Genomic DNA, 24,487 nt, shown 5'->3' with positions numbered 1-24,487 from the left:
CCCCGCCCCTGGATAGGGCGGGGGTGTGGCCGGATTCGGGTAGGGTGCCCCCGCCGCGCCCGGATAGGGCGGCGGGTACGACGCCCCAGTACTCGGCGGCGGCACGGCCGGATTCGGGTAGGGCACGGGCCCCCCGGCACCGCTCGGCGGCGGGGGTACCGCCGCGCTGGGGTTGGCCGGTGCCTGCGGAACCGCGTCGGGATACGACGTCAGCTCGTCCTGCTCTGGTCGCGGACCGTCGTGATCCGCCGACGAATCTGGCACGGTGCCCCCTCCTGTGAAGTCGGGCCCAACTCTAGTCGTCGGAACCCGCCCTCACCGGACAGCGACAACGCGCGTCCGGCCCGGGTGAGCCGTCGCGCGTGGCGGCGGCGCACCTCTCGGCGCGGGCTGGAACGGAATGGTCAGCGCACCCGGGCGCGGACGAGTTCCCGTGCGGCCGTGCGGTATCGGTCGGCGATCAGCCGGACCACCGCGGGGTGCACCCCGATCGGCTCCGCGACGCCGTCGGCGCCCGCGTCGTGCAGACGCTGGTGGAACAGGCCGTGGGCCAGCAGGTAGGAAGCGATGAAGACCCGCCCCGCACCCGATTCCCGCAGTTCGGCGACGACCTCGGGCACGCGCGGCGCACCGGTCGCGACGTAGGCGATCCGCACCGGAACGCCGAGTTGCTCGGCGAGCATGCCCGCCGCCCGGCGGACGTCCTGGCGGGCCCGCGCGTCCGACGATCCCGCGGCGGCGAAGACCACCGCGTCACCGGGACGCCAGCCCGCGGCGCGAAGGCGCACCGCCATGATCCGGGTCAGCGCCGGATCGGGGCCCATGGCCGCGGTCACCGCGACCTCGGTGTGCCCGCTCTCGTCGACCTCGCGCGGCACGTCCTGGTAGACGTGGTAGCCCGAGGCCAGGAACGCGGGCACCACGACGGCCGGGCCGTCGAGGTCGCGCAGCACCTCCGACGGCGACGGGCCGAGCACGTCGACGAAGGCGGTGCGCAGCGCGGCGTTGGGCGCCGCGCCCTCGGCTTCCGTGCCGTCGGCGCCGCGCCCCGAAACCGCGGCGCCGAGTTCGGCGGCCACCGCGTCGGCGAGCGCGGCGATCATTTCCACACCGCGCGCGCTGCGGGTGCCGTGCGCGACGAGCACCAGGGCCGGCTCACCCGGCCGCGCGGTGCTCACCAGACGCCGATCGGTTGCGCCGGTCGCGGCGACCGGGCGGGCGTGCCGATCCCGGCCTGATGCGGCGGCTGCACCGGCGGCCTGCTCACGGGGGTGTCGGAGCAGTCCGCGGCGTCGAGCGCGAGCCGGTAGCCGCGCTTGACCACGGTCTGGATCGCCTTGGGCGTGCCGAGGCCTGCGCGCAGCCGGGCGATCGCGGTCTCCACCGCGTGGGTGTCGTCGCCACCGCCGGGCAGGGCCGAGAGCAGGTCCTCGCGGGACACCACCCGGCCGGGCTGCCGGGCCAGCGACCGCATCAGCGCCATCGGCGCGGGCGCCAGCTGGCGCACCTCACCGTCGACGACGACGCAGCCACCGCGCACGCTGATCAGATGACCGGCCGCGTAGATCCGGCTCGCCCGGCGCGGCAGTTCCTCGGCGACGTGGCGGGCCAGCGCACCGAGCCGCGCGCGGCCCGGCATGGTGGTCGGCACGCCGAGTTCCTCCAGCGGCGCGGCGGTGATCGGGCCGACACAGGCCGCGAGCACCCGCCCGCGCAGCGCGTGCAGCACGGACTCGAGCAGGCCGGTCTCCTTGGCCCGCATCAGCATCGACGCCACCGCCGGAGCGCTGGTGAAGGTGACGCAGTCGAGGCTGCCGGAGATGATCGACTCGATCATGGCGTCCATCGGGCCGCGGTCGGCGGGCGGCTCCCACCGGTACACCGGGACCGGAACCACATCGGCGCCCGCGCAGCGCAGCACCTCGCAGAAGTCGGGAACCGGCTCCCACTCGGTGGTCGCGCCGTGCAGCTGCACCGCGATGCGGACCCCTTCGACGCCCTCGGCGAGCAGGTGATCGAGCACCTCGGCCGAGGACTCCGAGGCAGGCGACCATTCCTCGCGCAGCTCGGCGGCGCGGATGGCGCCCTTGGCCTTGGGGCCGCGAGCCAGCATCCGGGTCGAGGCGAGCGTGTCGCGCAGCGTCTCGGCCAGGCCCCAGCCCTCGGCCGCTTCCATCCAGCCGCGGAAGCCGATGCCGGTGGTCGCGACGGTGATCTGCGGCGGATCGGCGATCAGCAGCTCGGTGACGCGCTCGAGCTCGGTGTCGTCGGCCAGCGGGATGATGCGGATCGCGGGGGCGGAGACCACGGTCGCGCCCTTGCGGGTGAGCAGGGTGCCGAATTCCTCGGCGCGGCGCGCGGCGGTGACGCCGATGGTGAAGCCGGCCAGACCGGGGCCGGTGTCGGTGGGAGAGGTCATGGAATCAGCCGTCCGAGGATTCGAGGGCCGAGACCTGCACCGGCTCGTTGGATACCGAGACGACGCCACCGTCGAGCTGGACGGCGTAGACCGGCAGGGACTTGGTCGCGTCGTCGAGACAGCGACCGTCGATCAGCGAGAAGGCCTGCTTGAGCAGCGGCGACGCGACGACGGGAACCCCGCCGCGATCACCGACGATGCCGCGCGACATCACCGCGGCCCGGCCGAACGGATCGATGTTGCCGACGGCGGCGAGCGTGCCGTCGGTGAGTAGGAACAGGGCGGCCTGCCTGCCGCCCCGGAGCAGGACAGCAACGCCGCGGCCCGGGATCAGGAAGTCGAGTCGGCACGCCTGAGTCCAGGTCGCCGTCTCCGTGGTGATGGTGGGTGTGTCGATAACGGTCATCGGTTCCTCCTCCGAACGCCTTACCTATTGGTACAGGCGCCCTGTTTCCGCAGGGTTAAGCGCTTATTTCCCGGCCGCTGCTGTGTCGGAGCCAACACCGGCGGGCATGCCGGGCAGGCCGAGAAGCACTGGCACCTTGCGCTCGCCGCTGTCGTCGAACGAGATGGTCGGGTCGGCTTCGTCAGGGGCGTTGACGAAGGAGACGAAGCGCGAGAGCTTGTTCTCGTCCTCGAGCACGGCCGCCCACTCGTCCTTGTAGCCGTCGACGTGCTTGGCCATCGCGGCCTCCAGGTCGTCGGCGATGCCGAGGCTGTCCTCGCACACGACGGCCTTGAGGTAGTCCATGCCGCCCTCGAGCGCCTCCTGCCAGGGCGCGGTGCGCTGCAGGCGGTCGGCGGTGCGGATGTAGAACATCAGGTAGCGGTCGATGTAGCGGATCAGCGTCTCGTCGTCGAGGTCGCCGGCCAGCAGCACGGCGTGCTTCGGGGTCAGACCACCGTTGCCGCCGACGTAGAGGTTCCAGCCGTGCTCGGTGGCGATCACGCCGACGTCCTTGCCGCGGGCCTCGGCGCACTCGCGCGCGCAGCCCGAGACGGCCAGCTTCAGCTTGTGCGGCGAGCGCAGGCCGCGGTAGCGCTTCTCCAGCAGCACGGCCATGCCGACCGAGTCCTGCTGGCCGTAGCGGCACCAGGTGGAACCGACGCAGCTCTTGACGGTGCGCAGCGACTTGCCGTACGCGTGGCCCGACTCCATGCCGGCGTCGACCAGGCGCTTCCAGATCAGCGGCAGCTGCTCCACGGTCGCGCCGAACAGGTCGATGCGCTGGCCACCGGTGACCTTGACGTAGAGGTCGAACTCCTTGGCGACCTCACCGATGACGATCAGCTGCTCGGCGGTGACCTCACCACCGGGCATCCGCGGCACCACCGAGTAGGTGCCGTTCTTCTGCATGTTGGCCAGGAAGTGGTCGTTGGTGTCCTGCAGCGCCGCCTGCTCGCCGTCGAGGATGTGATCGCTCGAGGTCGAGGCCAGGATCGAGGCGACGGTCGGCTTGCAGATGTCGCAGCCGGTGCCCTTGCCGTGCTTGGCGATCAGCTCGGAGAAGGTGCGGATGCCGGTGACCTGCACGACCTGGAACAGCTCGGCGCGCGACTGGCTGAAGTGCTCGCACAGCGCCTTGGACATCTCCACGCCGGACTGCTCAAGCAGCTTCTTGATCATCGGCACACAGCCACCGCAGGAGGTGCCGGCGTTGGTGCAGCTCTTGATGCCGGGGATGTCGCAGGCGCCGTCGGCGATGGCGCCGCAGATCGCGCCCTTGCTGACGTTGTTGCAGGAGCAGATCTGGGCGTCGTCGGGCAGCGCGTCGGCGCCGAGTTCGGCGCCCGCGGGCGAGATCAGCGCGGCGGCGTCGGCGGGCAGCGGGCGGCCGACCAGCGGGCGCAGGGCCGCGTACTGGCTGGCGTCACCGACGAGGATGCCGCCGAGCAGGGTCTGCGCGTCGTCGGAGACGACCAGCTTGGCGTAGGTGCCCTTGGCCGCGTCGTGCAGCACGACCTCGAGCGCGCCCTCGGTGGTGCCGTGCGCGTCACCGAAGGAGGCGACGTCGACACCCATCAGCTTCAGCTTGGTGGACATGTCGGCGCCGGGGAACTCGCCCGCGCCACCGAGCAGCCGGTCGGCGACGATCTCGGCGGTGGTGTAGCCGGGGGCGACCAGGCCGTAGCAGATGCCCTCGATCGCGGCGCACTCACCGATCGCGTAGACGCTCGGGTCCGAGGTCTGCAGGGTGACATCGGTGAGGATGCCGCCGCGGGCGCCGATCTCCAGGCCCGCGGCCTTGGCCAGCGCGTCGTGCGGGCGGATACCGGCCGAGAACACCACCAGCGAGGCGTGGATCTCCGACTCGTCCGACAGGTGCAGGGTGACGTTGTTGGCCCCCTCCTCCTCGATCGAGACGATCTTGGCGGTGCCCACGCCGGTGTGCACGTTGAGGCCGATGTCGGTGACCAGCTTCTCCAGGATCGCGCCACCACCGGCGTCGACCTGGGCGGGCATCAGGCGGTCGTTGTACTCGATGACGTGCGGGGTCATGCCCATCAGCCGCAGCGCGTTGGCGGCCTCCAGGCCGAGCAGACCGCCACCGACGACGACGCCGTGCGCGCCGGGACCGGCCGCGTCGGCGGCGGCGCGGATGCCGTCGAGGTCGTCGATGGTGCGGTAGACGAAGCACTCGGGCAGGTCGTGACCGGGCACCGGCGGGACGAACGGGTACGAACCGGTGGCCATGACCAGCGCGTCGTAGGCGATGACGTCGCCGTTGGAGCTGGTGACGGTCTTGGCCGCGGTGTCGATGGACTCGCCGCGCTGGCCCAGCCGCAGGTCGACCAGAGGGTCGCCGTCGTAGGTGTTACCGGGCAGCGCGAGCTCCTCGGCCTTCCAGCTGCCGACGTAGTAGGACAGGCCGACGCGGTCGTAGGCGGGCAGCTTCTCCTCGGAGAGGATGACGACCTGCCATTCGCCTGCCTCGTCGCGCGAGCGCAGGGCCTCGACGAAGCGGTGACCGACCATGCCGTGGCCGACCACGACCACTGTCTTGCGAGTGCTGTTCATGAGAGTGACCTCCTTGGTTGTGGTCGGGTAGTCAGCGAGCCGACGTAGTGGCCGACGAAGCGTTGTTTTCGGCCTCGAGGACCAGGGACTCGGCCTCGACCACGACATCGGAGTCGGCAGGCACGGTGGACAGGCGGGGACGGCGCAGGAACACCGTCCAGGTGACGGCCGCGCAGAGCACGTAGAAGGCGAGGAACACCCAGAACGCGGTGGTGGCCGAGGAGGTGCTGGCGTAGGAGCTGCGCAGCACCATGTTGATGCCGACGCCGCCGAGGGAGCCGATCGCGCCGACGAAGCCGATCAGCGCGCCGCCGGCGTTCTGCGACCAGGCGGCCTGCTCGGCCCGCGGGAGCGGCAGGCTCTTGGACTTGGCCTCGAACACCGACGGGATGATCTTGGTGACGGCGCCGTTGCCGAAACCGGAGAGCACGAACAGGGCGATGAAGCCGACGACCAGCAGGGCCATGGTGGCGCCGGAGGCGATCCCGTTGTTGCGGTCGGCCATCGTCGAGGCGGCGATCACGATCAGCGCGGCGGCCATCATGGCGCCGAAGGTGCCGAGCGCGACCCGGCTGCCACCGATCCGGTCGGCCATCTTGCCGCCGTAGGGGCGGGCCAGCGAACCGAGCAGCGGGCCGATGAAGGCGATCGAGGCGGCGTGCACGGCGGCCTGGGCGGCGGTGTCACCACCGGCCTTGAAGCTGATCTGCAGGATCTGGCCGAAGGCGAAGCTGTAACCGATGAACGAACCGAAGGTGCCGATGTAGAGGAAGGCGATCGCCCAGGACTGCGGCACCCGCAGGGCCTTGCCCATGTAAGACAGGTCGGCCTTCTGGTTGGTCAGGTTGTCCATGTACAGCGCAGCGCCGACCGCGGTGAGACCGACGAGGACCAGGTAGATCGCGCAGATGAGGTAGGCGTAGTCGCCGCCGAGGGTGACCAGCACCAGCAGGCCGAGCAGCTGGATCACCGGGACACCGATATTGCCGCCGCCCGCGTTCATGCCCAGCGCCCAGCCCTTGAGCCGCTGCGGGTAGAAGGCGTTGATGTTGGTCATCGACGAGGCGAAGTTACCGCCGCCGACACCGGCGAACGCCGCGACGACCAGGAAGGTCGTGTACGAGGTGCCCGGCTGGGTGACGAAGTACAGCGTCAGCAGCAGCGGGACCACCAGCAGCAGCGCGCTGAAGATCGTCCAGTTGCGACCGCCGAAGCGCGCGGTGGCCACGGTGTAGGGGATCCGCAGGAACCCGCCGACCAGGGTCGGCATGGCGACCAGGAAGAACTTGCCCGCCGGGTCGATGCCGAACTTGTCGGCGGGCATGAACAGCACCATCACCGACCAGATCGACCACACCGAGAACCCGATGTGCTCGGCGAAGACCGACCAGATCAGGTTGCGCTTGGCAATGTCCTTGCCGCCGGCCTCCCAGGCCGCGACATCTTCGGCATCCCAGTGCTCGATGTCGTGGTTACGCTTCAGCGTGCTCAAGTTGGGCCTCCCAAAAGTGCGATGGCCCAACGGTAGGAAATGGGTATTGCCGGAATGCTGCGGGAAATGTCGCGCGAATCAACGGTTTCTCACCTATGCCGCTCAGAGCGGGTGAGATCGGCCCTTTTGTTTCCGGCGTGTGACACAACGATTTCCGCAGGTAAGGAAGCGGCCAGAAATCGTCGGAATCACCCGTGAGGGTGTGACGTACACAGCATTACCCTCGACGCACACGCGCGCAACTCGAGCGGTGAGATTTCCCGGCTCAATTCCAGGTGTCTTCGAGCATGCGCGGCTTGCACGCCTGCCAGGCACCCGCCAGCAGCACGCCGAGGGCGACCAGGAGCATGCCGAACGGGACCGCCCAGCCGCCGGTCCAGGTGTGCAGCATGCCGAACAGCAACGGTCCGACGCACGCCACCGCGTAGCCGACGCCCTGGGTGAACCCGGACAGCGCCGCCGACCCCCGCGGGGTGCGGGTGCGCAGGTTGATCAGCGTCAGCGCCATCGGGAAGGTGCTCGGGCCCAGCCCCAGCAGCACCACCCACAGCACCGGGGCGCCCATGGGCGCGATCAGCAGACCGGCGAAGGCGATGACGAACAGCACCATGCAGCCGACCACGACGGGGAACGGATTACGCATCCGCGAGACCACGGTCGGCGCGCCCAGCGCGGGGATCAGGCCCATGAGCGCGAACAGGCCGACCATGCTGCCGCCGAAGCCCGCGCTCGCGCCGGCGTCGGACAGGATCTTGGGCAGCCAGGCGAACATGGCGTAGGTGGTCAGCGAGGTCATGCCGAACATCGCCGCCATCCCCCAGGCCACCGGCGAACGCCACACTTTGCCTGTCGCCGTTGACGATTCGGCGGGCAGGGCGGTGACGTCGTGGCGGTCGCGGCCCTTGCGGTCGCGCAGCACGAACACCCACGGCACCGCGGCGGCGAAGCCGACCAGCGCCCACACCCCCATCGAGATCCGCCAGCCGTGGTCCTGCGCCAGCGGCACCGCGACGAACGCGGGCACGACGGTGCTCAGCTGCACCATCACGATGTAGAGGGAGCTGATCGCGGCCAGCTGATCGGCGAAATACCGCTTCACCAGCGGCGGGATCACCACATTGCCGATGCCCATGCCGAGCAGCACCACCGCGGAGAACCCGAGCAGTTCCCCGGTGCCACCCGCGAACGCGCGCACCAGCGACCCGGCACCGGCCAGCAGCATCGCCAGCAGCACCGTGCGCTCGAGCCCGTACCGGCGCACCAGCAGCGGCGCGACCAGCCCGGCGAGGCCGAACATCGCGGTCGGCAGCATGCCGAACACCCCGACGATCGCCGTCCCGTACCCGATATCCGCGCCGATCTCCTCCGCCAGCGGACTGAACGCGGTCACCGCGGCCCGCAGCGTGAGGGCCGACATGATGATCGCCGCCAGCACGAGCAGGCGGCCTTCGATCAGCGCGCGGGTACGACTGCGCGTACCGGAATCGGGCAGGGTGCGGGCATCGGGGAGGGTCGCGGTCACTGGCAAATCATAGGATGACCCGATGATCGGTGCAATGATTTGTGAGCAGCGGTACCCTGGCTGACGTGCAACCCGTCCGGCGAACCAGCCTCATCGCTCAGGTCACCGAACAGCTTCGGGCCGAGATCCGTTCCGGCCGTTGGCCAGTGGGCCAACGGATCCCCACGGAACCCGAACTCACCGAGCTCACCGGGACCGGGCGCAACACCGTCCGCGAAGGCGTCCAGGCCCTCGTGCACGCGGGCATGCTCGAACGCCGCCAGGGCTCGGGCACCTATGTGATCGCCACCTCCGAGGTCGGCGGCACCCTGGGCAAGTACTTCGCCGACGCCGAGGAGCGCGACATCCTCGAACTGCGGCAGGCGCTCGACACCACCGCCGCGGGCCTGGCCGCCCGCCGTCGCGACGACGCCGACATCGCCACGCTGCGCCGCCTGCTCGCCGAGCGCAGCAACCGCAACTGGACCGAACCCGACCCGGTCGCCATCGCCGCCGACGTGGAACTACACCGTGCGATCGTCGTCGCCAGCCACAACGCGGTATACCTGGAGTTCTACGATTCGCTGCTGCCGATCATCGAGCACGTGATCCACGCGCGCACCGCCCGCTCCGACGACGCCTACGACACCGAGCACGCCGAACTCGTGCAGGCCGTGATCGACGGCGACGCCGACAAGGCGATGCAGGCGACCCGCTGCTTCCTCGGCTCGCTCATCGCCGAGTACCCGGATCGCTGAGAAAAGCGAACCGGCGGCTCTTCTACATCCAGGTTTCCGGCCGGTCACCGACCCGCGATTTCGGCGGTGAGCGTGAGTTGGCTGGAACGTCACCTGAGGCCATTGTCACGCAACAACCGGCTTCTACCTTTATCTCGACCCCGCAAGAAGCGCATCGAACGCCACGAAAGTCGATGCGCTTCTATCGAGCCCGATCGAGAGGAAGCCGATGACCGCAATCGCCGCCACCGGCCAGGAGACGGAATCCCCGTCCTTCGAATATCAGAAGAAGGGCCGCTGGCTGACCCAGTGGAACCCGGACAATCCGGAGTTCTGGGAAGCCGGCGGCAAGCAGACCGCCCGCAAGAACCTCTGGTTCTCGGTCTTCGCGGAGAACCTGGGCTTCAGCATCTGGGTGATCTGGGGCTCCATCGTCACCGCCATGGGCTCGGCCGGCTTCGAGTTCCTGGCCGGACTGGGCAAGGGCAACCCGACCGCGGTCAGCAACGCCCTGCTGCTGACCTCCATCCCGACCCTGGTCGGCGCCGCGCTGCGCATCCCGTACACCTTCGCCGTCCCGAAGTTCGGTGGTCGCGCCTTCACCGCGTTCAGCGCGGCGATGCTGTTCATCCCGACCCTGGGCATCCTCTACTTCGTCAACCAGCCCGGCACCCCGATGTGGGTCTTCCTCGTGCTGGCCTCGCTGGCCGGTGTCGGTGGCGGTAACTTCTCGTCGTCGATGGCCAACATCTCGTTCTTCTTCCCCGAGGGCAAGAAGGGCGCCGCGCTGGGCCTCAACGCCGCGGGCGGCAACCTCGGCGTCGCGCAGACCCAGCTGATCGTGCCGCTGCTGATCACCTTCGGCACCCACATCATGGCCAAGGACGCGGGCGGTTTCCGCTTCGGCATCACCCTGGCGGTGCTGTTCTGGCTGCCGTTCATCGCGGTCGCCACCATCGGCGCGCTGTACTTCATGGACTCCATCGCCGAGGCGAAGTCCGACGGCAAGTCCTACAAGCTGGCCCTGACCAACCGGCACACCTGGATCATGGCCTTCCTCTACATCGGCACCTTCGGTTCGTTCATCGGCTTCTCCTTCGCCTTCCCGACGCTGATCAAGGCCACCTTCCCCGACCTGGCCAAGATCGGCTGGATCACCACCCTCGGTAACCTCGCCTTCCTCGGCGCGCTGGTCGGTTCGTTCAGCCGTCCGTTCGGCGGCTGGGTCTCCGACAAGATCGGCGGCGGCGCCAAGATCACCGTCTACGTCTTCGGCGGCATGTCGATCGCGGCCGCGTTCATCGTGCTCGCGGTGGACCTGAAGAGCTTCCCGCTCTACCTGGCGTCCTTCCTGGCGCTGTTCGTGCTGGCCGGCATCGGCAACGGTTCCACCTACCGGATGATCCCGTCGATCTTCAACGCGACCGCCAAGAAGTACGCCTCCGAGCACGGCATCGACATCGCCGAGGCGGCCATCTCGGCCAAGCGCCAGGCCGGCGCCGCCATCGGTGTCATCGGCGCGGTCGGCGCCGCGGGTGGCTTCGTCGTCCAGCAGGCGCTGCGCCTGTCCAACGTCCACCTCAAGACCATGGCCCCCGCCTTCTGGGCCTACGCCGCGGTGTTCGTGGTGATGGCGGCGGTCACCTGGTGGTGCTACCTGCGCACCAACTTCGCCACCGACCGGGCGCCCTCGCTGGCCTACGCCAGCGTCTGATCCACCCAGCGAGACCCCGAAAGCCACGTTCGGCTCCCCTCACCGAACGTGGCTTTCGGCTGTGTGCCAACACTTTTCGGCCGTGGTTGTGGCCGCAATCACCGATCTGCGCTTACCCTGGAGTTCAGACTTGCACCGGGGCGGCAGAGGTGAGCGGTATTGAACATCTCGAACGAGCAGGCAGAGCTACGATTCCGATCCGCCACCGTCGACGATCTGGCCGCCATCGCCGAGCTCGAATCGCACGAATTCATGCCGCTGGCCTATCCGTATTTCGCCATCAGGCAATTGTTCGATATCCACGGAGCGCATTGGCTGGTCGCCGATCTGGCAGGTTCGATTTGCGGGTATGCGATGGTGGCGGTCGGCCGTAGCACCGCCTGGCTGATCGGCCTGGCCGTCTCGGCGGGCTATCAGGGCCGGGGTCTCGGCCGCTCACTCCTGGATCTGGCTGTCGCGCAATGCCGTTCGTCGCAGGTCGACGCTGTCTTCATCACCGTGCGCCCGTCGAATGTGCCGGCGGCGACGCTGTACAAGAATTCCGGCTTCGTCTGGGCGGGTTACGAGGACCAGTACTTCGGCGCGGGGGAACCACGAGATCTGCTGGTGCACCGCATCGTTCCCGATTGGCCGAGCGCCGATCCCACCGATCGCCGGTGGTACAAGGACCGTGGGCCGGTCGACGAGGGATGACCGACTACGCCGAACACGATCGGCTCGGCGACTTCGTCGCCTCCAAGACCACCCTGATCCGCAGGCACGCGGGCGCTTTCGCCGACGTCGTCGCCGATTTCCTGCGCGCGCCGGGACCGGCCGACGAATACGCCCTGCTCGACGAACTCAATCACCGGGTCGAGCAGTTCCTCGCCGACTACGTTCCGCCCTCGACCCGCCGCGTCGGCGACAGCCTGGTCTTCGCCCACCTCTATCGCGACGCCGATCCCGACGTGCTCGACAACGCCGGACGCGAGCTGTCCTGCGAGACCGTGCTCACCGCGCTGTTCGCCGCCGAGGTCGAATTCCGCGGCCCGCTGCGGCTGAGCCGCACCCAGTCGATCCTGCTCGCCGAGGTGTACGAGGAACTCGGTGAACAGCTCTCGGCGCACAAGCTGCCCGCGCACGCCGCGCTCGCCTACCGGCAGGCCTACCGCCTGCACACCACCACCGAGAACCCGCGCGGACAGGACCGGTGCGGGCTGAACATGGCGCGCGCCAAGACCAGAGCGCGCAGCCCACGCTGGCGGCGACTACCCGGAATGACCTCGGACCTGCTGTGCGGCTACGGCTATCGGCCGTTCCTGCTGCTGGCCTGGATCGCGGTGGAGATCGCGCTGTTCGTCGGGGTCTTCTACCTGTCGAGCACCGGGATCGGCGTCAACACCGCCGTGCGGGTGGGACTGCTGAACTTCCTGAATCCGGTGGGCACCGACGATCTGCCCAAGCTGGGTTCGTTCGCGCAGGCCACCCTGATCGTGGAGTCGTACGCGGGCATCGTGTCGACCTCGGTGTTCTTCGCGTTGCTGGTGCGGCAGCTGTTCCGGCTGTGATCACCAGCGCGACTGGCTGCGGGTGAGCGCGCCGAGCGTCGCCACCGCGACCCGGTCGCGCAGCTGCCCGATCCGGGAATTCCACTGCACGGTGAAGCCGGGTTCGGCCTCCAGACCCGTCCACAGGCCGCGCAACGGCGCCGGGGTGAAGGCGCCGGGCAACCACAGGTGCACCAGGTGCTCCAGCAGCGGGGTGAGCACCTGGGCGGGCGAACTGCGCGAGAGCTCGGCCATCTCGGCCTCGTCGATGACCTCGGTGAGCACCGTCAGCAGCCAGTCGTGCATGGCCAGGTCCTCGCAGAAGGCCTGCACCATCGCCAGTTCCGCCTCGTCGCCGACCACCACCGAGGCCAGCCGGGTCTCGTCGTCGAGCAGGACGAACGACATGCTCGGCGCCTGCCCGCGCTCCACCCGCGCGGCCCACCGCAGCCGCGACGCGCTGGTCTGGATCGGCGGCTTCTGGTTCAGCATCGGATCGGTGCGGACCCGCATGTGCAGGCGGGCCGCGATCGCGCCGGGGTCCAGCGTGGCCGTCGTCGCGTCCCCCGCACCGAGGAAACCGTCGACCAGCTGGGTGCTGATGTCCGGCGGTATCCGGGTGAGGATCTCGACGATCCCGATCCGGCCCAGGTAGTGACCCCAGCTGCGCCGATGGGTGCCCTCCCCGGCGGTCACGGTGGCCGTCGCCGAGCTCTGCAGGATCCGGCCGCCCAGCACCACGGCGTGGGCCGCGACCGTCCCGACCGCCCGCACCCGGCCCCGCGCGGGGGTGGCGAGCCGGCAGTCGACGCCCTCGGAGATCACCGGCGACTGCGCCCAGCTGACCGGACGTTCCCGCGACTGCACGCGTCGGCCCCGCACGAGAGTCAGCAATTCCGCCGCCGACCCACGGCTCAACGCCGCCGACTCCGGCAGCAGCCCGGTGCGCACTTCGCCCAGGAGCGCCAGCGGTCCACCGCTGAGATGCATTGCTGCAGCGTAGCCCGTATGCGCTGGTGACGGCATCGGATCTACAGGCTGCTGAGGAAGAAGTGCGAGAGCCGGTCGGTGACGTCGTCGGTCATCGCGATCCCCTGTTCGCCCGCGCGGCGGGTGAGCAGCCCGACGACGGCGGGGTCGGGCTGGACGTGGTCGAGGATCATCCGCACCGCGTGCTCGATGCCCACGTACCGCTGCGGCAGCAGCGACAGCGAGCGGAACGCGGCGAACGGCGCCGCCCGCTCCTGCAACCGGATCACGCTCGGGAAATCCGCCCAGCGCGCCGGCCATTCGTGCCCCGGCGGCCAGTACTCGGCATCGACGATGGCCTTGCCCTCGTAGCGGAGCATGCCGAGGCGCAGCAGCTGCCAGACCGAGGCCAGGAAGGGGCACGACCAGAGCACCTCTTGGCCCGCGCCACGATCGCGCCACATCTCGACGTCGAGGAAGATGTTGTGATTGCGCGCGGCGAACTCCACCGGCGGCCGGTAGTTGACCTCCATGGCGTGCCCCGGCTCGTGATCGCTGGACCGCTCGCCGTTGCACAGCCAGCCCGACTCCGCGGTCGGTGGCCTGCGCCCGGTGCTTCCCGGCGCCGGTTCGGCCACGATCGCGTCGGCGACCATCTGCGCCAGCGGAATCCGCGGCTCGTCGTGCTGACGGCGCAGATACCGGCTGCACCCGGCCTCACTGGCCAGGTAGTCGATCCGGACGCCGCATTCCTCGGCGATGCGCAGCAGTTTCGGCACGATCCGGCGTGGATCGGCGTCGGTCTGGAAGTAGTCGTCGAGCAGGAAGCAGGTACTCACCCGCACCCGCGAGGCGCCACCGGCGGCCTCGGCGAAGTCCTGCCTGGCGATCTCGGTGAAGGCCTCGAGCAGCGGTGCCACCCGCCGGAACTGGGCCGCGATCGTCGCTTCGCCGTTGAGCAGGTCCGACATGTAGAAGTGCCCGACCTCGATGGACACGTGCGACAGCGGTACATCCTCGACACGCACTGACGCCGTCGACTCGGCGTAGACGGCGCCACCCACAACCACAGCCCCTCGTCAACCCGTCCGGATAGAATCGTGGCGATTCTAGCCATCACGACGGCGCGCCCATCGATCGGACACGCCCATCGAATTTTCCCCTCCCCCAGTCCCTTTCGCAAGTTATGTCGCGATTGCGCGCATTGTGCCCGAGCGGGCGTTTTCCCGCGGTTACACCCGCACCCAGGTCGCGCGATCCCAGAGCCGCCGCGCCAGTTCCTCGAAGGCGTCGACGGTGGCGCGATTGGCGATGCCCGCGTTCACATCCGCGTCGAGCACGATCTGCTCCCGCCACTGCAACACGGGCTCGACCGGCGTCTCCCCCAGCAGCGCGCCCGCGCCGAGCCGGTACTCGGCCGCCAGCGAACGCAACGCGTCGTTCTGCTTGAGCAGCCACGCCGCCTGGGGGCCACCGCTGGCCGCGTGCTCGTCGGTGACGCGCGGAACGGCGGTGCGGACGAAGCGGATCCGGGCCAGCAGGTCGTCGGGGGCGTAGCCGAGTTCGACCCCGGTCTTCAGCAGGCCCTTGGGCCCGTGCACCAGCCCCTGCGCGGCCATCAGGTGCTGCCGGGTCCAGCGGTGGTAGACCAGCCAGCACACCTCCTTGTCCGGCATGTCCTGCGGGCGGGTCGCTTCCAGCGCGATCTGCATGGCCACCGACCGGCCCGCGCTCAGGTCGACGATCACCACCTTGTAGGTGCTGTCCAGATCGAGCAGCAGTTCGCGGCAGCGGCGCACCACATGCGCGTCGTTGGCCGACATGGCCTCGCCGCCGCCCTCGTCGCCGGGCAGCAGGACCAGCTTGCCGCCCCGGGATCGCTGGCTGCGCAGGGCATCCCGATTGGTGTTGGCCCGCACGTCGATGCGCTGCGGCAGGCTGTTGTGGCCGCGCAGGTACGAGTGCAGACCGCTGCCGGAGGCGGTGCCCCGCTCGACCGCGCTGATCTCGAACAGCGCGCCCGCGGTCGGTGAGCCGAAGTCGAAGTCGAGATAGGCCGTGCTGATCCCGCGCAAGCCCAGCCGGTAGGCCAGGTTGCAACTGGTCACGGACCGTCCGGTGCCGCCCTTGTCCGAGGTGGCGAAAACGATCATGGGGTCACGTGCTCCTCATCGCGTCGAGACGAGCGTAGGCGAGCCGGTCCAGTTCGATCAGGGCCGCCGAGGCGAGCGTGAACGCCGTTCCCGGTTGCAGATTCACCACGTCGCGGGCCCTGGCCAGCTGCTGCTCGACGCCGTCGAGCGCGATGCGGTTGGCCGAGGTGTCCTCGACGCTGACATTGAGCATCTCCTGATTGAGCAGGTGCTCGGCCTCGTTGAGCAGTTCGACGGCGCGCACCACCATCGCCGGGGAGCGCAGCGGCGCCTCCCGGTAGGTGCGGTCCGCGGTGACCAGGCATTCGATCACGCGCTCGGTCATGTACCAGGACGGGAGCGTCTGACCCGCCCTGGCGGCGGCACCGAAGGCCGCGCCGGGATCGTCCCACAGGCCCGCGGCGTCACCGTCGGTGATCATCCGCAGGTCCAGGTGGTCCATCACCTTCTTGGCCAGTTCCATCAGCCGGTCGCGGGCGGTGATGTTGCCGGACAGGCGGGCTGCCTGCAGGCTGCGCTTGAGCAGCACGGGCGCGAAGTCCGAGGCGATCCACTCCAGGCGGGAGCCGCCGCCGTCGACGAGTTCGCTGCCGCGCAGGGTCATCCGCACGCCGGGGTGGTGCAGGGCCAGGGACGGGTCGTCCTGGGTGGGCCTGCGGATGATCCGGCCGCGGCGGGCCAGCTCGTCGAAGATGCCGATCGCGCGGGTGAGGTCGTCGTCGGAGGCGGTGCGGGCCACCAGTTCCTGGATCAGCACCGCGGACACGATGAGGGAGAAGTAGTCCGACTCCTCGCCGTCGGAGGTCCGCCACGGGATGTCCTCCAGCGGCCAGGTGCCGCTGCCGAAGCGGGCGACCGTCGCCCAGTAGCGCTGGGTGATGTCCCAGCGGATGCGCAGCGCCTCGGCCAGGCGGTACTGGGTGTCGTCGAGCAGGTCGAGCTCTCTGGTGCGCTGGGAGAGCACGTCGTTGATGCCGTCGAGGGCGGTGATGGTGAAGTAGAGGTAGGGCCTCGGGTCGGCGTAGCCGATGCTGGAACCGATGGCGTCGGGGACGAAGTCGACCGGGTCGGCGCCCTGCACCACGCCCCAGCTCCAGCCGCACTCGAAGAGCAGATCCTCGTCGTCGAGTTCGGATTCCGGCGCCCGGCCCAGCGTGACGTCGTTGCGCAGCCGGGCGCGCACGCGATCGAGGCTGCGGGCGACGGCGTCGACGACCACCTTCTCCGGCTGCCCCGACTGGTTGAGCATGCCGAGCATCGCCTTGCCCGACGGTGAGCGCGGCGAGGCCGTGTTGACCACGAAACTGCGCACCAGGCCCGTCATCGCGGCGGTCAGCCGGGTACTCAATCCGGTACTGAGCTCGGCGATCCTGGCGCTGATGTCCTTGCGCCGCTCGGTGCGCGCCCAGCGGTCGAAGACCCGGGCGAAGCCGAGCGCGGCGATGCACAGCGTCACCGACATGGAGTAGCCGTCCACCACCTCCAGCGCGTGCTGGGCGGGTGTCGGCTCGGTGTCGCCGGTGGCGCGCAGGTAGCTGCCCGCGTCGAAGCGGGGCAGGCCGTCGGGATCGGTGTTGCGGGCCAGGTACTCCTCGACCAGGCCGAGCACCGTGATGCCGATCCTGGCCTGGCCGCCGAACGCCTCGAGGACGACCCTGACGTCGTCGGACATCGCCTCGGGGCGGTCCAGCGCGAAGCTCTCGATCTCGGTGGCCGGATACAGCAGGCACAGCAGCTGTTCGGAATCACTGATCGAATTGGCGCCGAGGACTCCGTCCCAATGCCATTTCTCGTCCCGGTAGCAGGCCGAGAGCATGGCGCTCCAAATATCCAGAATCTGTTGTCTGGGCTGGATTCTCACCCGCAGCAATCCTCACCGCTCGTGACGGGCCGCACGGGTCCCCCGGTCCGGCGCAGGACACATGGCGGCGATGCTCGATGAAGATAGCACGGGATATCCCAGGAAACGTTGGGTCTCAACGGATTTGAAACCACATCAGACCCATCGGTCACTATCGGCGCAATTCGCCCTTACAACGCCAAACGGACCATGTCCGCCGTGCGGGCCAGGCCGGGAAACGCCTCCGGGGTGGACCGCGGGTGCAAGGCGTGCACGGCCAGCCGGAAGATCAAGGCGCGCAACAACATCTGCGGCCATTCCGGCAGGCTGGCCCAGCGGTCGAGCAGGCCGTCGTCGCCACCGCCCCAGGCCAGCGCGTCGACGACCACCACCCCGGCGGCCCAGGCGGCCGGACGCCAGTACGGGGTGATGTCGGTCAGGCCGGGCGTGTGCGCGCCGGCGAACAGGACGGTGCCGAAGAGATCGCCGTGCACGAGCTGATCGGGTCCGCGCACCGGCTTGCGCAGGGTGGCCAGCTGACCGATCAGTTCCAGGCTGCGCTGCCCGTCGGGGGTCGCGGCGATCGGGACGCCGCCCGCGCGCAAGCTGCGCAGCGGCACCGATTCCCAGGCGGCCCGGTCGGCGGCCACGAACACGTCGACGTCGACCCACGGCGCGACCGGCGGCTGCACCAGGAAACGCGGACGTTCCAGGGGCGCTGTCGCCTTGTGTAATCGCAGCGACACCGACACCACCTCGTCGTGCCGCGGCTCCGGCGCGCCGTCGACGAAGGTGTCGGCGCGCCAGCCGGACACCACGTACCGGCCGTCGGTGGCGCGCACCGGGCGCGCCACCCGCAGACCGTCGACCGCCAGCGTCTCGCGCACCTTCGCCGACCACGCGGCCCGCGCGTGATCGGCCACCGGACTCAGCACCACGTCACCCAGCCGCCAGCCACCGTCCCAGTCACCGAGGGAGACCGGTGTCACTTCGCGAAGCCCGAATGTGGCCCGCACATGCTCGGGAGGTTCGACTGAGGTCACGGCCGTACCGTAACCCCGCGGCTACCGCCCGAGCCCTAAGGCACGCTGGCACACTCCACTTTGCGACCTCGCCGCAATCTTCGGCGAGGTCGGCAACAGCGCAGTTACCGGATCAGTAGACCGGCAGCGACGGATCGACCTGCTTGGCCCAGGCCACGACGCCGCCCTGCAGGTGCGTGGCGTCGGCGAAACCGGCGCGCTTGAGCGCCGCCAGCGCCTCGGCCGAGCGGATACCGGTCTTGCAGTGCAACACGATCGGCTTGTTCTGCGGCAGTTCGGCCAGCGCCTCACCGGACAGGATGCGGTCCTTGGGGATCAGCGTCGCGCCGTCGATGTGGACGATGTCCCACTCGACCGGCTCGCGCACGTCGATCAGCTCGACCTTGTCCGCGTCGAGCAGATCCTTCAGTTCGGCGGCGGTGATCGTCGACCCGGCCGCGGCGGCCACACCCTCTTCCGAGACCACACCGCAGAACGCCTCGTAGTCGATCAGCTCGGTGATCGGCTGACGCTCCGGATCGCGGCGCAGCTTGATGGTGCGGTAGTTCATGTCCAGTGCGTCGTAGACCATCAGGCGGCCGAGCAGCGTCTCACCGATGCCGGTGATCAGCTTGATCGCCTCGGTCACCATCACCGAACCGATCGACGCGCACAGCACGCCGAGCACGCCGCCCTCGGCGCAGGAGGGGACCATGCCCGGCGGCGGGGCCTCCGGGTACAGGTCGCGGTAGTTGATGCCACGGCCGTCGGGGGCGTCCTCCCAGAACACCGAGACCTGGCCCTCGAAGCGGTAGATCGAGCCCCACACATAGGGCTTGCCCGCGAGCACGGCGGCGTCGTTGACCAGGTAGCGGGTGGCGAAGTTGTCGGTGCCGTCGACGATCAAGTCGTACTCGCGGAACAGCTCGACCGCGTTGTCCGGCTCCAGCCGGATCTTGTGCAGCCGCACGTCGATCCCGGAGTTGATCTCGCGGATCGAATCGCGGGCGCTGTCGGCCTTCGACCGGCCGATATCGGACTCGCCGTGAATGATCTGGCGCTGCAGGTTCGACATGTCGACCTCGTCGAACTCGACGATGCCGAGGGTGCCGACCCCGGCCGCGGCCAGGTACAGCAGCGCGGGCGAACCGAGACCACCCGCGCCGATCACGAGCACCTTGGCGTTCTTCAGGCGCTTCTGACCGTCGACGCCCAGATCGGGGATGATCAGGTGCCTGCTGTAGCGAGCGACCTCGTCCTTGGTCAGTTCCGCGGCCGGCTCGACGAGCGGCGGCAGGGACCCGTTGAATGACACGTCAGAGCTCCTGTATCTATGGCGAAAACCGTGCGGGTTGGCAATGGTGACAACATCGCCGGCCGCGGGGTTCTTCCCGTCTATGGTCGCGCATCGCCGGGGGCCTCACCCCCTCGGGTACGGCCAGGGGTTGAAGCGGCAGGTCTTGCCGTCGGCGGGCACCACACCGTGCGGGTCGAGCAGGGCGATGTCGTTGTTCTTGGTGCCGAAGGTCTGCTGCATCATGATCGGCGCGAGTCCGCCGTCGGTCTCGCAGGGCTGGTGGCCGTGGTAGCCGATGGCGTGGCCGACCTCGTGGTTGATCTGGTACTGCCGGTAGGAGCCGATGTCGCCGTCGAAGGCCAGCGCGCCGCGCACCCAGCGCACCTCCGAGAGCACCACGCGGTCGATATCGGCGTTGTAGCAGGAGGAGTCGATCGGGATCTCGAATCCGCACGCGGCGCGGGTGCTCTCGCGGGAGGTGAGCGAGAGCCGGAAGTCGGGTTCACCGGTGTCGACGCGCTGGAAACCGAAGCGCGGGTCGTGGGTCCAGCTCTTCGGGTTGGCCAGGGTGGTCTCCACCATCTTGGCCACCGCGGCGTCACCGCCGAACGGGCCGGTGTCGATCCCGTCCTCGACCTCGACGGTGTAGCGGAACACCCGCTCGGTGCCGGTGCCGACCTGGGGGCTGGTGCCGGGCACCACATGCCAGGTGCCCGCCGCGCGATCGACGTACTCGCCGCCCTCTGGCAGCGCGCCCAGCGGCAGATCGGCGGGGAACTTCCCGTCGCCGGGCGGGGCGCCGATGATGCCGGACTGGGCGACCTTCGGGCTCAGCGCGCCGAACCCGGGTTCGACCGCGGCGGGCATCGGGCCCGCGCGCACGGCGTCGACGACGACGAGCACGGTGACGGCCAGCAACACCGGCAGCGCGTAGGCCCGCCAGCCGTAGCGGCGCACGAACCGGCCGATCGCGCTCTGCTTCTTCGCCTCCCGCTGCGGGCTGCGCGGACGGCCGCTGTCGGCGTCGGTGGGGTTCCAGCGGGCGCGCAGTGGCTGCCGCGACTTGTCGGCGGGCTGATACAGCCCGAGCGGGTCGTAGACCTGGAGTTCTCGCCCTTCTGGCGCCGACGTCACAGAACCGGACTCGGTGGGTTGCGTGGGGCGAGCGACATCGCGCCCGCCGCCGGATGGTCGTTCCGGTCGGTCGGTCACCCCACCAGATTCTCACAGTGCGCAACCCCGGCTTCGCGGCGGCCGCAGGAGATCACGCGGTTACGGCCCGGCGAACCCCGCGGACTGGTACTACATTTCCAGGGCGAAACTTGATGGGAACACCGTGCGGGTATCGTTCGTGGGATACCGGACCGCACCCCTGGGCCGGGGTAAACGACAAAGAGAGCCGAGATGACAGACCTCGTGGACCGCATGACCTCGCGCCGATCGGTGCCGGAAACGGTCCCGGCCAAGCGCGGCACCCGGCTGCCCCGTGACGAGCGACGCCAGCAACTGCTGCTCGCGGCCAGCGAAGTGTTCGTCCAGCGTGGCTACCACGCCGCGGGCATGGACGAGATCTCGCAGGTGGCAGGCGTCAGCAAGCCGGTGCTCTACCAGCACTTCGCGAGCAAGCTGGAGCTGTACCTGGCGGTGCTGCAGAACTATGTCGACATCCTGGTGTCGAGCGTGCGCCAGGCGCTGCGCTCCACCACCGACAACAAGCAGCGCGTGCGGGCCGCGGTCGCCGCGTACTTCGACTTCGTCGACAACGAGATGCAGGGCTTCCGCCTCGTCTTCGAATCCGACCTGACCAGCGAGCCGCAGGTGCAGCGCCGGGTCGAGCAGGCCACCGAGGCGTGTGTGGACGCCGTCTTCGACCTCGTCGCCCACGACTCCGGCCTGGATCCCTACCGGGCCCGCATCCTGGCCGTCGGCCTGGTCGGCGCCAGCCAGTTCACCGCTCGCTACTGGCTCGAGGCCGACCGCCCGATCCCCAAGGACGAAGCGGTCGACACCACCGTGGCCCTGGCCTGGGGCGGCCTCAAGCACGTCCCGCTGCACCCGATCGGCTGAGAACGAAACAGCGAAGGCCTGCCATCCGAACTCGATGGCAGGCCTTCGCTGTTTCACGACCTGAGCAACTGATCTCGCGAGAACATCGGTACCTCGTCGGGCACGCCCAGAACTCGAGCGGCTCCTATCCGCAAGCCCGATCAGGAGATCGGCCGGTCCCTCAGCCGTCGGCCGAAATCGCGGGGAGGCGGGACAGCTCAGACCGTGGCGAAGCCGACGCGGCCGGTCGCGGGCGAGCCGATCTCCACGTAGGCGACCTTCGCCGACTGGATCAGGAACTTACGGCCCTTCTCGTCGGTCAGCGAGACCACACCGCTCGCGCCGCTCAGCGCCTCGGAGACCAGCGCCTCGATCTCGTCAGGGCTCTGCGCGCTGTTGATGACGAGCTCGCGCGGGCTATCCGAAATACCGATCTTGACCTCCACGGCCAAACCTCCGAACGTAAGAGTCCTGTGTTGTCGACTCCAGGCTAGTGCAGGCGGCGGATGCGGGTGCCATGCCCGCCTGCGCTCTGAGCGAACGGGATCAGGCGGGCTCGATCAGTTCGATCTCCAGTTCGATCTTCACGGTGTCCGACAGCATGCCCGGCATCGGGACGCCGACGCCGAAGTCGGTGCGCTTGATCGCGCCGGTGGCGGAGAAGCCGGCGTGCCGGGTGCCGTCGGGGAAGTCGGCGACGCCGCCCCACTCGACGTCGAGGGTGACCGGCTGGGTGACGGTGCCGAGGGTGGCCTCGCCCGCGACGGTGAAGGACTCGGCGACGCGCACCGGCGCGGTGGCGCGGAAGGTGAGGGTCGGGCGGTTGGCGACGTCGAGGAAGTCGGCGGCGCGGATGTGGGCGTCACGGTCGGCGTTGCCGGTGTCGAAGGAGTCGAGGGCGATGGTGGCGCCGATGGTGGCCGCGCCCGCTTCGTCGACCACGAACTCGGTCTCGAAGCTGGTGAAGCCGCCGCGCACCTTGGCGATCCCGAGGTGGCGCACGGTGAACGAGACCGAGGAGTGGTGGGTGTCCAGCGCCCACGATCCGGTCTTGATCTGCTGGGTCTGTGTCGAGGAAGTCATGCCTCCACCCTGACCGGACCATGGTCCGCTAACCAGACCGCGCTTATCCTGGACCCCGCAGGGCGTGGCTGCGGGAGCGGGGACCGGGCACCATCGAGACATGGCAGGCGAAGACATGACAGATCGGCAGCATGCCCGGTCGGCGTTCGCGGAACTTCTGGTCGCGCGCCGGGCCGAGCTGCGGCCCGAGGACGTCGGCCTGCCCGGCGGCGGCCGGCGGCGCACCCCCGGCCTGCGGCGCGAGGAGGTGGCGGTGCTGGCCGGCGTCAGCGCCGACTATCTGGCCCGGCTCGAACAGGGGCGCGACAGCAATCCGTCGATGGCGGTCGTCGACGCGCTGGCCACGGCGCTGCGCTTCAACGACACCGAGCGCGCGCACTTCGGCTGGCTGGCCCTGACCAGCAGCGCCGAAGCGCGCTGCCCGAGCACCGCGTTCGACCCGGAGCTCGATCAGGTGCCCGCCGCGCTGCGCGGGGTCGTCGACGCGATGGCGCCGACGCCGGCGTTCGTGCTCGGCCCGCGCGCCAATGTGCTGGCCTGGAACAGCGCGTGGGCGGATCTGGTCGGCCCGATCGGCCTGCTCGACGATCCCGACCAGGTGAACCTGGCCGTGTGGACCTTCCGGCACGCGCAGGCCCGCGTCACGGTGACCGACTGGGCCCAGCTCGCCGATCACCTGGCCGACCAGCTCGCCAGGACTCGGCTGCGCAGGCCCGAGGACGAGCGGGTGGCCGGGATCATCGCCCACCTGTGCACCGAGCCGGAATTCGCCCGCCGCTGGCAGCCGCATCGCCTCGCCGAGGACGTGCCCGCCCTGCTCGGCTTCGAACACCCGGTCCGCGGCACCCTCACGTTCACGGTGCAGACCCTGGCGGCCGAGCGCGATCAACAGGTCGTCATCTGGCTGCCGCGCGAGGCAGCGGCCCGCGCACCGGAACTGCGCCTCGTGCCGGGCCACGCGGTCGGCGAGTAGTACCTACAAGCCGAGTTCGGCCATGCGGGCGGCGTGGCGCTCCTGCATCCGGTCGAACAGGGTGGCGATGCCGTTGAGGTCGCCGGTCGCGGCCAGCACCAGCTCGGCCAGTTCGTCGCGCTGGGCCATCACGTACTGCGCCTGGGTGATCGCCTCGCCGAGGAGCCTGCGGCCCCACAGGGTGAGGCGGTCGCGCTCGGAGCGGCTGGCCGCCACCGCGCTGCGCACCTCGTCGACCACGAACTGGGAGTGGCCGGTCTCGGCGAGCACGTCGCGCACCACGTCGGCGACCTCGGCGGGGAGCACGCCGACGATCTCGGAGTAGAAGTCGGCGGCCAGCCCGTCACCGACGTAGAACTTCACCATCGACTCGAGCCAGGTCGAGGGGTCGGTGGAGGCGTGGTAGGAGTCCAGCGCGCCCTGGTACTGCGCCATCGAGGCCTCGGGATCGGCGCCCCGCGCGGCCAGCGCCGACTCGAGGGTTTCGAAGTGCGCCAGCTCGGCGGCGGCCATCTTGGCGACGGCCACCCGGCCGCGCAGCGACGGCGCCAGCTTGGCCTCTTCGGCCAGCCGGTAGAACGCGGAGATCTCGCCGTAGGCGACGACCGCGTACAGCTCGGTCACCCCCGGGTGATCCGCGGCGAGCGGTTCGGTCGAGACAACATCCGGCGCGGCAGAGGTCTGTGCTCCCATGGG

General features: G+C 69.7%; 22 protein-coding genes. 6 read left to right on the top strand and 16 right to left on the bottom strand.

The annotated features are described in order from the left end of the window. Window positions 1-404: 404 nt before the first annotated feature. The 6 genes from AB0H54_RS07520 to AB0H54_RS07495 all read right to left on the bottom strand — a co-directional run bounded on the left by AB0H54_RS07520 (window position 405) and on the right by AB0H54_RS07495 (window position 8,452). On the bottom strand, window positions 405-1,103 hold the full coding sequence (locus AB0H54_RS07520) for a CbiX/SirB N-terminal domain-containing protein (protein ID WP_355276538.1): 699 nt from the start codon (window positions 1,101-1,103) through the stop codon (window positions 405-407). A 71-nt stretch (window positions 1,104-1,174) separates the two neighbouring features. Then, window positions 1,175-2,419 carry a uroporphyrinogen-III synthase gene (locus AB0H54_RS07515; protein ID WP_357343527.1) on the bottom strand — a complete coding sequence of 415 codons (1,245 nt, stop codon included), beginning with the start codon at window positions 2,417-2,419 and terminating at the stop codon, window positions 1,175-1,177. A 4-nt stretch (window positions 2,420-2,423) separates the two neighbouring features. Beyond that, the gene (gene nirD / locus AB0H54_RS07510) at window positions 2,424-2,825 is read right to left on the bottom strand and encodes a nitrite reductase small subunit NirD (protein ID WP_357343525.1); all 402 of its coding nucleotides are present in this window, start codon (window positions 2,823-2,825) and stop codon (window positions 2,424-2,426) included. A gap of 63 nt (window positions 2,826-2,888) precedes the next feature. After that, a complete protein-coding gene (gene nirB, locus AB0H54_RS07505) occupies window positions 2,889-5,438 on the bottom strand; it encodes a nitrite reductase large subunit NirB (protein ID WP_357343523.1) in 2,550 nt (849 codons plus the stop codon). 31 nt (window positions 5,439-5,469) lie between these two features. Next, entirely contained in the window at window positions 5,470-6,930 is a 1,461-nt protein-coding gene (locus AB0H54_RS07500; RefSeq protein ID WP_357343521.1) for a nitrate/nitrite transporter, read from the bottom strand. Window positions 6,931-7,195: 265 nt separating this feature from the next. Continuing rightward, entirely contained in the window at window positions 7,196-8,452 is a 1,257-nt protein-coding gene (locus AB0H54_RS07495) for an MFS transporter (RefSeq protein ID WP_357343519.1), read from the bottom strand. 65 nt (window positions 8,453-8,517) lie between these two features. On the opposite strand from AB0H54_RS07495, the gene AB0H54_RS07490 reads away from it, so the two are divergent. The 4 genes from AB0H54_RS07490 (at window position 8,518) to AB0H54_RS07475 (ending at window position 12,429) form a co-directional block, all read left to right on the top strand. Next, a complete protein-coding gene (locus AB0H54_RS07490; RefSeq protein WP_355276039.1) occupies window positions 8,518-9,189 on the top strand; it encodes a FadR/GntR family transcriptional regulator in 672 nt (223 codons plus the stop codon). A 208-nt stretch (window positions 9,190-9,397) separates the two neighbouring features. Next, entirely contained in the window at window positions 9,398-10,882 is a 1,485-nt protein-coding gene (locus AB0H54_RS07485) for a nitrate/nitrite transporter (RefSeq protein ID WP_357343517.1), read from the top strand. A gap of 159 nt (window positions 10,883-11,041) precedes the next feature. Further along, window positions 11,042-11,575: a GNAT family N-acetyltransferase gene (locus AB0H54_RS07480; RefSeq protein WP_357343515.1), complete on the top strand. Its 534-nt coding sequence runs from the start codon at window positions 11,042-11,044 to the stop codon at window positions 11,573-11,575. Continuing rightward, complete coding sequence (locus AB0H54_RS07475) at window positions 11,572-12,429, top strand: hypothetical protein (protein WP_357343513.1); 858 nt, start codon at window positions 11,572-11,574, stop codon at window positions 12,427-12,429. The genes AB0H54_RS07480 and AB0H54_RS07475 overlap by 4 nt, the downstream gene beginning before the upstream one ends. Here AB0H54_RS07475 and AB0H54_RS07470 read toward each other — a convergent pair whose 3' ends face one another. The 7 genes from AB0H54_RS07470 to AB0H54_RS07440 form a co-directional block, all read right to left on the bottom strand. Then, window positions 12,430-13,398 (bottom strand): SCO2521 family protein, encoded by a 969-nt coding sequence (locus AB0H54_RS07470; protein ID WP_357343511.1) that lies wholly within the window; start codon window positions 13,396-13,398, stop codon window positions 12,430-12,432. A 41-nt stretch (window positions 13,399-13,439) separates the two neighbouring features. Next, a complete protein-coding gene (locus AB0H54_RS07465; RefSeq protein ID WP_357344249.1) occupies window positions 13,440-14,441 on the bottom strand; it encodes an SCO2522 family protein in 1,002 nt (333 codons plus the stop codon). A gap of 168 nt (window positions 14,442-14,609) precedes the next feature. Beyond that, the gene (locus AB0H54_RS07460) at window positions 14,610-15,530 is read right to left on the bottom strand and encodes an SCO2523 family variant P-loop protein (RefSeq protein ID WP_355276050.1); all 921 of its coding nucleotides are present in this window, start codon (window positions 15,528-15,530) and stop codon (window positions 14,610-14,612) included. A 4-nt stretch (window positions 15,531-15,534) separates the two neighbouring features. Continuing rightward, window positions 15,535-17,391, bottom strand: a complete 1,857-nt coding sequence (locus AB0H54_RS07455) for an SCO2524 family protein (protein ID WP_357343509.1) — start codon at window positions 17,389-17,391, stop codon at window positions 15,535-15,537. 170 nt (window positions 17,392-17,561) lie between these two features. Then, a complete protein-coding gene (locus tag AB0H54_RS07450; protein ID WP_355276053.1) occupies window positions 17,562-18,413 on the bottom strand; it encodes a TIGR02569 family protein in 852 nt (283 codons plus the stop codon). Window positions 18,414-18,525: 112 nt separating this feature from the next. Next, a complete protein-coding gene (gene moeZ / locus AB0H54_RS07445; protein WP_355276055.1) occupies window positions 18,526-19,707 on the bottom strand; it encodes an adenylyltransferase/sulfurtransferase MoeZ in 1,182 nt (393 codons plus the stop codon). A gap of 105 nt (window positions 19,708-19,812) precedes the next feature. Further along, window positions 19,813-20,772, bottom strand: coding sequence for a DUF3152 domain-containing protein (locus AB0H54_RS07440; RefSeq protein ID WP_357344247.1), 960 nt, complete (start codon window positions 20,770-20,772; stop codon window positions 19,813-19,815). A gap of 321 nt (window positions 20,773-21,093) precedes the next feature. Here AB0H54_RS07440 and AB0H54_RS07435 point away from each other — a divergent pair, with 321 nt between their 5' ends. Further along, window positions 21,094-21,756 carry a TetR/AcrR family transcriptional regulator gene (locus AB0H54_RS07435; RefSeq protein ID WP_019048689.1) on the top strand — a complete coding sequence of 221 codons (663 nt, stop codon included), beginning with the start codon at window positions 21,094-21,096 and terminating at the stop codon, window positions 21,754-21,756. 197 nt (window positions 21,757-21,953) lie between these two features. Here the strand turns inward: AB0H54_RS07435 and AB0H54_RS07430 are convergent, their stop codons facing one another. Continuing rightward, window positions 21,954-22,181 (bottom strand): DUF3107 domain-containing protein, encoded by a 228-nt coding sequence (locus tag AB0H54_RS07430; protein WP_355276057.1) that lies wholly within the window; start codon window positions 22,179-22,181, stop codon window positions 21,954-21,956. Between the two features lie 100 nt (window positions 22,182-22,281). Continuing rightward, window positions 22,282-22,818 carry a YceI family protein gene (locus AB0H54_RS07425; protein WP_357343506.1) on the bottom strand — a complete coding sequence of 179 codons (537 nt, stop codon included), beginning with the start codon at window positions 22,816-22,818 and terminating at the stop codon, window positions 22,282-22,284. A gap of 100 nt (window positions 22,819-22,918) precedes the next feature. On the opposite strand from AB0H54_RS07425, the gene AB0H54_RS07420 reads away from it, so the two are divergent. Then, entirely contained in the window at window positions 22,919-23,791 is an 873-nt protein-coding gene (locus AB0H54_RS07420; protein WP_357343504.1) for a helix-turn-helix transcriptional regulator, read from the top strand. 3 nt (window positions 23,792-23,794) lie between these two features. On the opposite strand, the gene AB0H54_RS07415 is transcribed toward AB0H54_RS07420, so the two are convergent. Further along, window positions 23,795-24,484, bottom strand: a complete 690-nt coding sequence (locus tag AB0H54_RS07415; RefSeq protein ID WP_355276063.1) for a ferritin-like fold-containing protein — start codon at window positions 24,482-24,484, stop codon at window positions 23,795-23,797. Window positions 24,485-24,487 lie beyond the last annotated feature (3 nt).

The organism is Nocardia sp. NPDC050718 (assembly GCF_040654235.1).
GTDB lineage: Bacteria > Actinomycetota > Actinomycetes > Mycobacteriales > Mycobacteriaceae > Nocardia.
This window is presented reverse-complemented; position numbering and strand designations above follow the sequence as displayed.

Bases quoted from the DNA above. Each gene is read 5' to 3' on its own strand.
- AB0H54_RS07520 (WP_355276538.1), bottom strand. From the start codon at position 1,103: ATGATCGCCGCGCTCGCCGACGCGGTGGCCGCCGAACTCGGCGCCGCG.
- AB0H54_RS07515 (WP_357343527.1), bottom strand. From the start codon at position 2,419: ATGACCTCTCCCACCGACACCGGCCCCGGTCTGGCCGGCTTCACCATC.
- nirD (WP_357343525.1), bottom strand. From the start codon at position 2,825: ATGACCGTTATCGACACACCCACCATCACCACGGAGACGGCGACCTGG.
- nirB (WP_357343523.1), bottom strand. From the start codon at position 5,438: ATGAACAGCACTCGCAAGACAGTGGTCGTGGTCGGCCACGGCATGGTC.
- AB0H54_RS07485 (WP_357343517.1), top strand. From the start codon at position 9,398: ATGACCGCAATCGCCGCCACCGGCCAGGAGACGGAATCCCCGTCCTTC.
- AB0H54_RS07475 (WP_357343513.1), top strand. From the start codon at position 11,572: ATGACCGACTACGCCGAACACGATCGGCTCGGCGACTTCGTCGCCTCC.
- AB0H54_RS07470 (WP_357343511.1), bottom strand. From the start codon at position 13,398: ATGCATCTCAGCGGTGGACCGCTGGCGCTCCTGGGCGAAGTGCGCACC.
- AB0H54_RS07460 (WP_355276050.1), bottom strand. From the start codon at position 15,530: ATGATCGTTTTCGCCACCTCGGACAAGGGCGGCACCGGACGGTCCGTG.
- AB0H54_RS07435 (WP_019048689.1), top strand. From the start codon at position 21,094: ATGACAGACCTCGTGGACCGCATGACCTCGCGCCGATCGGTGCCGGAA.
- AB0H54_RS07425 (WP_357343506.1), bottom strand. From the start codon at position 22,818: ATGACTTCCTCGACACAGACCCAGCAGATCAAGACCGGATCGTGGGCG.
- AB0H54_RS07420 (WP_357343504.1), top strand. From the start codon at position 22,919: ATGGCAGGCGAAGACATGACAGATCGGCAGCATGCCCGGTCGGCGTTC.
- AB0H54_RS07415 (WP_355276063.1), bottom strand. From the start codon at position 24,484: ATGGGAGCACAGACCTCTGCCGCGCCGGATGTTGTCTCGACCGAACCG.